The 1,303-nt window shown below is 49.6% G+C and carries 1 pseudogene; it reads left to right on the top strand.

Annotated features, from left to right (window positions below):
* Positions 1-440: 440 nt before the first annotated feature.
* Positions 441-1,303 (top strand): annotated as a pseudogene (locus AC1DRJ_RS28010) (S-type pyocin domain-containing protein); the annotation flags it as partial.

The raw sequence follows: 1,303 nt of genomic DNA, 5'->3' as shown, positions 1-1,303 counted from the left end.
ACCCTGGACTGTTGCCCAGACTGCAAAACTGCATGTCGTGAATCGCTATTTTTCCTTTGGGCCAAGCGACTTATTCTTGCCGGGCTTTCACGGTGAACAGCCGGATAGCACCAAGCGATGGTGTGCGATCAGTCCACACCGTTGGCGACAGATTTCAGATGGATCGACGCTATATCGATTGATCGACCGGTGTTCTCTGACGTTGATTTGTAGCTCCTGATCCACGTCTTACTTTGGCCGCTGCGTTTGCAGCGGCCTTTTTTATGGGCAAGACAAAAAGAACTTTCTGAATTTAACGCGGGATAAATCTTTCGATCTGGATAGATGTAGCAACTACTTACAACTTAAAAAGAAAGCACCTACACGCTTCACAGACCCAATATTTTCACCTCTGACATAAGCTTTTTTCAGCGAGCAACAACCACTCATGGAAGAACAACATGTCAGAGAAGCAAAGTCCCCCACATGATTTACCGGTATCACATGTTATCGGAGAGCTTGGCACAGTTTACTTGCCGGCCACTTATGTTGGTGCACAGCCGAAGCCTGGAACAGATCCGAAAGGCGGCGGATTCCGAGTGCCGCCGACACGCCCCGGAATTGGCTCCGGCCTCACGTTTAACGAAGGACTTCGGCGCGAAACCCGCGACAACATCAAAGTTACGGAGAACTCCGTAAAGAATGAACACAGTGCAAAACTTCAAAACTTGCCAGGATCAACAGAAATCGACTTGGCAAACCTGAGAGCTCAATATCCGGCATCAATAACGAGTCCAACACAAGCATATCAACACGAACTCAACATCAGAAATATATTAATCCAACAAAGAACAGCCGAACTACACACTCAAACCTCAGTAGCTAATTCCTTCTATGGACACAGCCCAATCGGCAAAACAATTGGTGATTATTTAGCCAAAGCTCAAACGCTTGAAAGACCTGTAACACCTCACGGGCCCGTTTATGCAAGGTGGGTGGCCTCCTATAAAGCCGCTTACTCTGCAAATTTTCTAACAGATCAAATTCAACTTTTACATGCCCAACAAATACACGTGCAGAACCTTCTTTCCGCTGCTCAAGCGCAAGAACAACGACAGCTAGAAGCGCAGCGCGAAGCTCATCGAGTGGCGGCCGAATTGGCGCGCGTAAATGAAGAGGCTGCGGCAAAAGCTCAAGAGCAGGCGCGACTTGCCGCTTTGGAGAACGCGCGGCGAGTGGCGGAAGCACAGGCTCGAGACCAAGCAAGACTGGCCGCATTGGAAAGCGCGCGGCAATTGGCGGTTGAGCAGGCGCGGATTGCAGC

Source organism: Pseudomonas sp. P5_B2 (assembly GCF_056400445.1).
The sequence above is the reverse complement of the archived record's forward strand: the minus strand, read 5'-3'. Positions and strand labels throughout refer to the sequence as shown.